An 8,344-nucleotide genomic window follows, 5' to 3' on the forward strand; every position below is an offset into this window, starting at 1 on the left:
GGCCCCCGCGCATCCGTCAAAGACGGAATGACGGTCGGCGTGACCGTCACACGAGCGGCAGGCTAACGAATTTCCCGGGCGTCCTGACCTTTGGGAAATTCAAACTTTTCGTCGGAGTGCTTTGTGGAAAATTTTTCCGCCTTGACCTGTGCCTGTGTCGTTTCGGGCGCTGAATCGGTATCGGTTTTCGTCGGAGGCGTCGTAGATAGTGCAGGTAGTCCATGTTCCACCCGCAATCGATTTTTGGCTTCGAATAACTGACTTCCCAATTCGATCAGGTCAAGCCCGGAATCCCGGGCTTTCGGAAACATTTCCTTCTCTTCCTCTTCCACGTGGTGCTCGATCTGTTCGCCGAGGACTTTGATTTTGGCGTCGAACATCGGATCGCCGGGCTTGAGTTCTCCAATTTGCTGGATGAGCGATTTGGCGCCGTCATGCTCCACGAGCGCTTCATTCATCAGATCGGCATCGTCTATTTTTTGACGCACGCGCGGGTAGAATATTTTTTCTTCGATTTCCATGTGGATCAGCAGAGCCCCACAAACTTTTTTTGCAATTTCCATTTTCTGGTCGTCGCCGGCATGTTCCTTGATATTTTCATATTTATCGAACAGTTCTTTGGCTTCCTGATGATCCGCTTTGAGTAACACGATGGCGTCTTGGCTAGTAGTGTTCACGATTTTCCTCCGAAAAGATGTATCGATAAAAATGCACGATTAGTGTCTCGTTTCCACCGGAGAGAAAACATCAGAAAATGACTCAAGCTACTGTAAGAAAAGTAAGAAAATCGTGGGAAAATTTGTCTCTTTGCATGAATGTCGGCCGTTCCTTTACCTGCCGTTACCATCGATCCCCTCCCACAGATCAGAAAAAGCACCGTGAATCGTTCCGATACCCAAACACATGCCCTCGCAGACCATCCGCGAGCAGCCCTCGATCACCTGGTCATCAACACTCACTACGATATTGACGCCGCGCAGACGCTGTTCGACGGCCTCGGTTTCACCGTCACCCCACGCGGCTATCACACCTTGGGCTCGGTCAATCATCTTGTCGTATTGGCCGGCGGTTATCTGGAACTGATCGGCCAGCCACGCGACAGCGACAAGGTTCGGCAGGAAATCCTCGATAGCCCGGTCGGCATCGACGGCCTGGTCTACGCCGTCGACGACATCGAGGCTTGCCACGACCGCTGGCTCGCCCTGGGTCTTGATGCACAGCCGGTCCAGCACTTTTCACGGCCGGTGCAAGTTGCGGACAAGTCGGTTGATGCGCGTTTTTCCACCGCTCGCCTGCGTCCTGGCCAATTTGCCGCCGGCCGGGTCTACGCATGCCGGCATCTGACGCCGGAACTGGTCTGGCGGCCGGAATGGATGGCCCATGCCAATGGCGTGCGGGGTATTTCCAGTCTGCTGGTGGTCGATAAGGATCCCGTACAGGCTGCGGAAAGCTACGCGCGCCTGGGCCTTTGGGGAGCGGACTTTGCGTTGGAGTTTGCGGGTGCCGGCAGTTTACCGGCGCGCTTCGGCGAGCTGGCCGCGTGTGCGCCGCAACGGGATGTGCGCTTTACTGCGATCCGATTCCGTGGCGGTGATCGCGGCTTCATTTCAGCCCGGGCGCGTGCGCTTGGTTTGCCGGTCCGGGAAGATGTGGATACGCTTGCATTGGCCTTGCCGGCGTTTCGTACCTTGCTGGAGTTTGCGGACTGACGACCGGTTGCGCCAACGATATCATCGCGTCTTCAGTGCTTCAGCCAGTTTGGCCCTGACGCCCGGATTCCGGGCTGTCGTCTTCATCAACCAACAGGAAGTTGGTTCCCCGCGCTGCCAGTGTCTGCGCGCCTCCCTCACACCCCACATTTCCCGCGCTCTCGTCCTTGAGACCGACGCCGGTCAGTTGGCGCCTGTGCGCTTCCGTCAGCAGGTAGTCGAGTTTGCCGGCCGCTTCGTCGTAACGCATGCCTTCGGGCCGGACGTTGGAGATGCAGTTGCGTTCGGCATCGGTCATGCCCACACGCGGCATCCAGCTCAGGTACAAGCCCATGCTGTCCGGCGAGCTGAGGCCCGGCCGTTCGCCGATCATGACCACCACCAGCCGGGTCCGCAACAGGCTGCCGATGTCGTCGCCGATGGCAACGCGGCCCTGACGCACGATGGTCAGTGGCGCCTGTGCCCAGCAGCGCGGCGCGATGCGTTGCTGCACGGCCTGCAGAAAAGGCACGGCATTTCTGGCGATGGCCAGTGACGACAGGCCGTCGGCGATCACGAAGGCAAGATCATGAATCCGCTCTTGCGGCGTGTCTCCATCGCCTTCCTGTTTCGTTTCCGGATAGTCCGCAGCAGCGTTCAGCGTCGCACGCGCTGCTGCGCTGAGGCGCCGGCCCAGATCGGGCCGCTGCAGATAAGTCAGGCGATCCGTGGCGGCACTGTCGAGCACCTGACATTCTTCGGCGCCGGGAATGCCGGCTTGCAGCAGCTGCGCACGCAGGGCTTCGGTGTCCAGCGCCAGGTGCACGGCGTCGCGCGCCTGCGCGTGCGCCAGTTGAAAGGCCAGTTGCGGCACGGTCGGCAAGCTGACGCCTGCGCGTCCCAAGGCAATGCGGGCGGCCGTGAATTGGCGCAGCGCTTGCCAGGGATTGTCGACGACGGGAGATTTATTGTCGGGCATCGCCGCTGCTCCCCGGTTTCACGACAGGCGCCGCAAGGCGTCGCGAAAAGTCGGCGGCAAGCCGTCGTTGAGGCGGAACTGCGGCTCCGTGCTGAAGATCTGCATCCGGTGCAGCCAGTCCTCGAACTCCGGCGCTGGCCGCGAACCCAGCACACGCCGGGCATACAGTGCATCGTGGAAGGACGTGGTCTGGTAGTTGAGCATGATGTCGTCGGAACCGGGAATGCCCATGACGAAACTGCAGCCGGCCGTCGCCAGCAACGTCAACAGGTTGTCCATGTCGTTCTGGTCGGCCTCGGCGTGATTGGTGTAGCAGACGTCGCAACCCATCGGCAGGCCGAGCAGCTTGGCGCAGAAATGGTCTTCCAGTCCGGCGCGGATGATCTGCTTGCCGTCGTAGAGGTACTCGGGGCCGATGAAGCCGACCACGGTATTGAGCAGCAGCGGCTTGAACTTGCGCGCCACCGCATAGGCGCGCGCTTCGCAGGTTTGCTGGTCCATGCCGTGATGGGCGCCTGCCGACAGCGCGCTGCCCTGCCCGGTTTCAAAATACATGACGTTGTCGCCGACCGTGCCGCGCCCCAGCGACAGCGCTGCATCGCGCGCTTCGGCCAGCAAGGCCAGGTCGATGCCGAAGCTGCGGTTGGCGGCTTCGGTGCCGGCGATCGATTGGAACACCAGGTCGACCGGCGCGCCGCGTTCGATGGCGGCAATCGTGTTGGTCACGTGGGTCAGTACGCAAGACTGCGTCGGGATCTCGTAGCGCGCAATGATGTCGGCCATCATCGTGACCAGATTGACCACCTGCGGCACGTTGTCGGTGGCCGGGTTGATGCCGAATACGGCGTCGCCGCTGCCGTACACCAAACCGTCCAGCAGGCTGGCTGCAATGCCGGTGGCGTCGTCGGTCGGATGGTTGGGCTGCAGGCGCGTCGACAGCCGTCCGGCCAGGCCGATGGTGTTGCGGAACGCGGTGACCACGCGGCACTTCTTCGCCACCAGGATCAGGTCCTGGTTGCGCATGATCTTGCTCACCGCCGCGGCCATTTCCGGCGTGATGCCCGGCGCCACCGCGCTGAGCGTCGCGCTGTCGACGTCGTCCCCGAGCAGCCAGTTGCGGAAATCGCCCACCGTCAGGTGGCTGATCGTCGCGAACGCAGCGGCATCGTGCTCGTCGATGATCAGGCGCGTCACCTCGTCGGTTTCATAAGGCGCGAGCGTTTCGTTGAGGAAAATGCGCAGCGGCAGTTCCGCCAGGGCCATCTGCGCCACTGCACGCTGTTCCGCGCTGGATGCGTGATGGCGCCGACGGTGTGGCTGAACTGATGGGACGGCACGTTTCCTTTTTCCTCAGATGATGATCCCGACCAGATCCGGTCAAACGATCAAACTAAACTGTCAACAGCGGCGTCGTCTTGCCGTACTTGATGCTGGTTTCCACGGGCAGCCAGTTGCCGGTGGACTCTTGCCGGCCTTGCAACAGGAAGCGCGGCTGGCCGGCGGTGATCTGCGTTGCCGCCAGTTTCGACAACTCGCCGATCTTGCCGTTCTTCATGCGGTTGACGATCAGGCCATAGCGCGTATCGGCGAAGTCCCTGAGCATATCGTAATCGCCATCGCTGTCGCCCGCCACGAAAATCGGGCCGTAGCCTTTGGCGGCCACCAGTTCGCTTTTGATCGCCACCGTCTTCCCCGGTCCCCAGGTCAGCGGCCAGTTCTTCAGGTAGGCATTTTTGTAGATGCTGCCGTCGCGTTCGAGACGCAGGCCGATGATGTTCTCGCGGGCCACGTTGTAGCCGTACTTCGGATTGGTCGCAAACACCGCCACCACGTCCTCGAGCGACGCGGTGCAGACATAGATGTCGATGCCGTGATCGCGGAACGTGTCCATCATGCCGCCGATCTCGGTGCAGAGGCGAATGCCGTGGAAATGGCCGACGCTGACCACGCCGGCCTTGCCGGGACGGTCGGCGGGGCTGGTTGCGTGATGGCGCCGACGGTGTGGCTGAACTGATGGGACGGCACGTTTCCTTTTTCCTCAGATGATGATCCCGACCAGATCCGGTCAAACGATCAAACTAAACTGTCAACAGCGGCGTCGTCTTGCCGTACTTGATGCTGGTTTCCACGGGCAGCCAGTTGCCGGTGGACTCTTGCCGGCCTTGCAACAGGAAGCGCGGCTGGCCGGCGGTGATCTGCGTTGCCGCCAGTTTCGACAACTCGCCGATCTTGCCGTTCTTCATGCGGTTGACGATCAGGCCATAGCGCGTATCGGCGAAGTCCCTGAGCATATCGTAATCGCCATCGCTGTCGCCCGCCACGAAAATCGGGCCGTAGCCTTTGGCGGCCACCAGTTCGCTTTTGATCGCCACCGTCTTCCCCGGTCCCCAGGTCAGCGGCCAGTTCTTCAGGTAGGCATTTTTGTAGATGCTGCCGTCGCGTTCGAGACGCAGGCCGATGATGTTCTCGCGGGCCACGTTGTAGCCGTACTTCGGATTGGTCGCAAACACCGCCACCACGTCCTCGAGCGACGCGGTGCAGACATAGATGTCGATGCCGTGATCGCGGAACGTGTCCATCATGCCGCCGATCTCGGTGCAGAGGCGAATGCCGTGGAAATGGCCGACGCTGACCACGCCGGCCTTGCCGGGACGGTCGGCGGGGCTGGTGTATTTGACCTTGGCGAGGGCGGCGCCCAGGGCTGCGTCGTTGGATGCTTCGGCCAGCGCCGACACTTCGGCCACGGTCATGTTGGCGAAGAAATAAATCACCCACGGATAGCCGACATTGACGCCGTGGGTGTCGTTGACGGCTTCATACAGGTAGTAAAGCTTGGCGCGGAAATCCAGGAATTCGCTGGTCGTGCTGATGTCTTCGAGCGACCTGGTACCGGCAAAACCCTTGTAGTTCGCGTGCAGGAAAGCATAGTCGGCATCCAGGTCGGCGCAGATCGAATCGAGGTCCACCACTTTGCCTGCGGCATTCTTGAAGTCCGCGGTGAACGGCCCCGGCGGCACGTTCTGGCGGATGATCGCGCTGAATTCGGCCGGCGTAAGCTTGAACGACAAGGTGTTGATCTGGTGCATCAACAGCGCTTCCTCGCAGTCGTTCATGATGCTGGTGTTGTCCCAGTCGAACACGGCGTAGGGGCGTTTGCTGCTCTGGTAGCCCGCGGCCAGCTTGCCATGCTCGGCAATCATCTGCGCCACCATCTCGTGATTGCGCGCGGCCCACTTGGCGCGGTCCAGCGCCACTTCGGCGCGTGCCGCGGCCTGGCCGGGCGTGGCGATAGTGGCCAGCGCCCCGCCGGCAGCGGCAGCCAGCAGGCCGCCCAGGAAGCCACGGCGCTTGAGGGTGGGTGCGGCGGTATCGGTCGTCGGTTTGTGATTGTTGTTCATGATGGCCCTGTCGAGTTATCGGTATATCGCTATAAAAGATTTATATCGTTCAGAATTCCGCAACGGCCGCCGCCCCTTCGGCGCGCTGGCGCGCCGTGGCCAGGAACCAGGCATAGCCCAGCGCCAGCAAGGCCACGAAGATGCCGAAGATCAGCGGGTTGTAATAGATCATGGTGGCCATGCAGACCAGCGCCCCAAACAGCGCGAACGCCGGGAAGAACGGATACAGCGGCGCCCGGAACGGCCGCACCAGGCCGGCTTCGCTGCGACGTAGTTTGAACAGGCTGAGCATGCTCAGGATGTACATCAGGATCGCGCCGAACACCGACATCGTGACGATGTTGGCGGTCAGCGTCTGGCCGCCGATGGTGATCAGTTCATCGCTGTAGATCGCCGCGATGCCGACCGCCAGGATGGCGCGGTGCGGGGTCTTGAAACGCGGATGCACCTTGGCGAAATACGCCGGCAGGTAGGCTTCCCGCGACAAGGCGAAGATCTGGCGCGAATAGCCCAGGATGATGCCGTGGAACGATGCCACCAGGCCGAACAGGCCCAGCCACACCAGCATGTGCAGCCAGTTGCTGTTGGCGCCGACGATCAGCTTCATCGCCTGCGGCAGCGGATCGTTGATGTTCGACAGCTTGCTCCAGTCCCCTGCTCCGCCGGCGAACAGCATCACGCCGATGGCCAGCACCACCAGCGTCAGGATGCCGGTGATATAGGCGATCGGAATGGAGCGTCGTGGATCCCTGGCTTCTTCCGCGGCCATGGCGACGCCTTCGATCGCCAGGAAAAACCAGATCGCGAACGGGATCGCCGCGAACATGCCCGGGATCGACGCCAGGCTGAAACTGTCGCTGCCGGACCAGCCGCCCTTGGTGAAATTGGCGAGCGAAAAGCCCGGCGACACCACGCCCATGAACACCAGCAGTTCGAAGATGGCCAACAGCGTCACGCAGAGTTCAAACGTCGCGGCGATCTGCACGCCGACGATATTGAGCGTCATGAACACGAGGTAGGCGCCCAGCGCCGCCAGCTTGGGGTCGACCGTCGGGAACTGCACGTTGAGATAGGCGCCGATGGCCAGCGCAATCGCCGGCGGTGCGAACACGAACTCGATCAGTGTCGCCGCGCCGGCCAGGTAACCGCCGGTCGGACCGAACGCGCGCTTGCTGTAAGCAAACGGGCCGCCCGCATGCGGGATCGAGGTGGTCAGTTCCGTAAAGCTGAAGATGAACGTGGTGTACATCGCCGCAATGAACAGCGCGGTGACGGTGAAGCCGAGCGTGCCGGCCGACGCCCAGCCGTAGCTCCAGCCGAAATATTCGCCTGAAATCACCAGCCCGACCGCAATGGCCCAGAGCTGCAGAGTGGACAGGACGGGCTTGAGCGTATGGCCTTGCCCGGAAGAGCTTGCATTCATGGGATTCTCCTGTTGGCGCGAACGATAGGCCGCTATGTGTCGGCTGCTGTAGTGTCGGGCATGGCGCTTGCTTGATATCGATCAATACGCTGCCCTAGCGACGCAATATAGCAACGGCAAATTCGGCGGCGTTATCGAAATTCGGCAAAACTGCGCGGCTTGCGGGCCGCTGGTCGATCAAGGAGTCCGTCCATGTCCTCGTGCTTACTGTCCCAGCCTGACACACCTGCCACGCCCATCCAGCGGGCATTGCGCACCACCGTTGCGCGCGACGTGGATGAGCATGCCCACAACCTGACGGACTGGGAACAGCGCTACGACCAAATCACGCATGGTCGTTTTTGTGGTGAATTGAATGAATGGCAGGCGCACGGCTTGCAGATATTTCGCGAGCGCAGCAGCCGCGCCGTGTTGCAGTCTTGCTGCGTATGGCCAGACGCTTTCTGGTTCGGCATCGAACCGCAGGCGCGCGGCATGCGCATCAACGGCCGCAACGTCGGCGCCGGCATGATCATGACGCAGCCCGGTCATCGCGAGTTTGAGCTGATGACGCCCGACGATCATGAGATCCTCGGCATCGTGATCCAGCGCAATACCCTGCTTGCCGCCGCCGATCGTCTTGGCTGCCGGATCGAATGGTCCAGACTGGCTGCAGCGGAACTGTTGCACGTCGGCCAGGACGCGCTGCTTGCCTGCGCGCAGCACATCCAGACCTTGCTCGATGCGCAGGCGCCGCAGGGCGCGCAGGCGATGCAGCAAGACCACGTCATCACCACGCTACTGGCCATGCTCGACGCCGGCGAGGTCGAGAACGACGCCTGCACCAGCCTGCTGCGCCGACGGCGCGCAGTAAATG

At 61.6% G+C, this 8,344-nt stretch carries 6 protein-coding genes and 2 pseudogenes; 2 read left to right on the forward strand and 6 right to left on the reverse strand.

Features of this window, described 5'->3' with window-relative positions:
• Positions 1-62: 62 nt before the first annotated feature.
• Positions 63-677, reverse strand: coding sequence for a hemerythrin domain-containing protein (locus tag HLUSI_RS0110110; protein ID WP_016833852.1), 615 nt, complete (start codon positions 675-677; stop codon positions 63-65).
• Between the two features lie 201 nt (positions 678-878).
• On the opposite strand from HLUSI_RS0110110, the gene HLUSI_RS0110115 reads away from it, so the two are divergent.
• Complete coding sequence (locus HLUSI_RS0110115; RefSeq protein WP_016833853.1) at positions 879-1,709, forward strand: VOC family protein; 831 nt, start codon at positions 879-881, stop codon at positions 1,707-1,709.
• A 40-nt stretch (positions 1,710-1,749) separates the two neighbouring features.
• Here HLUSI_RS0110115 and eutC read toward each other — a convergent pair whose 3' ends face one another.
• The 5 genes and pseudogenes from eutC to eat form a co-directional block, all read right to left on the reverse strand.
• Positions 1,750-2,667 (reverse strand): ethanolamine ammonia-lyase subunit EutC, encoded by a 918-nt coding sequence (eutC, locus tag HLUSI_RS0110120; RefSeq protein WP_016833854.1) that lies wholly within the window; start codon positions 2,665-2,667, stop codon positions 1,750-1,752.
• Positions 2,668-2,685: 18 nt separating this feature from the next.
• Positions 2,686-3,963 (reverse strand): annotated as a pseudogene (locus HLUSI_RS0110125) (ethanolamine ammonia-lyase subunit EutB); the annotation flags it as partial.
• A 94-nt stretch (positions 3,964-4,057) separates the two neighbouring features.
• Positions 4,058-4,615, reverse strand: coding sequence for an HAD family hydrolase (locus HLUSI_RS0110130; protein WP_016833856.1), 558 nt, complete (start codon positions 4,613-4,615; stop codon positions 4,058-4,060).
• Between the two features lie 130 nt (positions 4,616-4,745).
• Positions 4,746-6,065, reverse strand: a complete 1,320-nt coding sequence (locus HLUSI_RS0110135) for an HAD family hydrolase (RefSeq protein ID WP_016833857.1) — start codon at positions 6,063-6,065, stop codon at positions 4,746-4,748.
• Between the two features lie 49 nt (positions 6,066-6,114).
• Complete coding sequence (gene eat, locus HLUSI_RS0110140; protein WP_016833858.1) at positions 6,115-7,488, reverse strand: ethanolamine permease; 1,374 nt, start codon at positions 7,486-7,488, stop codon at positions 6,115-6,117.
• Positions 7,489-7,680: 192 nt separating this feature from the next.
• Here eat and HLUSI_RS0110145 point away from each other — a divergent pair.
• Positions 7,681-8,344, forward strand: a pseudogene (locus HLUSI_RS0110145) (helix-turn-helix domain-containing protein); the annotation flags it as partial.

The organism is Herbaspirillum lusitanum P6-12 (assembly GCF_000256565.1).
GTDB lineage: Bacteria > Pseudomonadota > Gammaproteobacteria > Burkholderiales > Burkholderiaceae_D > Herbaspirillum > Herbaspirillum lusitanum.

What these genes read in the sequence shown, in the direction of transcription:
- HLUSI_RS0110135 (WP_016833857.1), bottom strand. Translation starts at nt 6,065, where the DNA reads ATGAACAACAATCACAAACCGACGACCGATACCGCCGCACCCACCCTC.
- eat (WP_016833858.1), bottom strand. Translation starts at nt 7,488, where the DNA reads ATGAATGCAAGCTCTTCCGGGCAAGGCCATACGCTCAAGCCCGTCCTG.
- eutC (WP_016833854.1), bottom strand. Translation starts at nt 2,667, where the DNA reads ATGCCCGACAATAAATCTCCCGTCGTCGACAATCCCTGGCAAGCGCTG.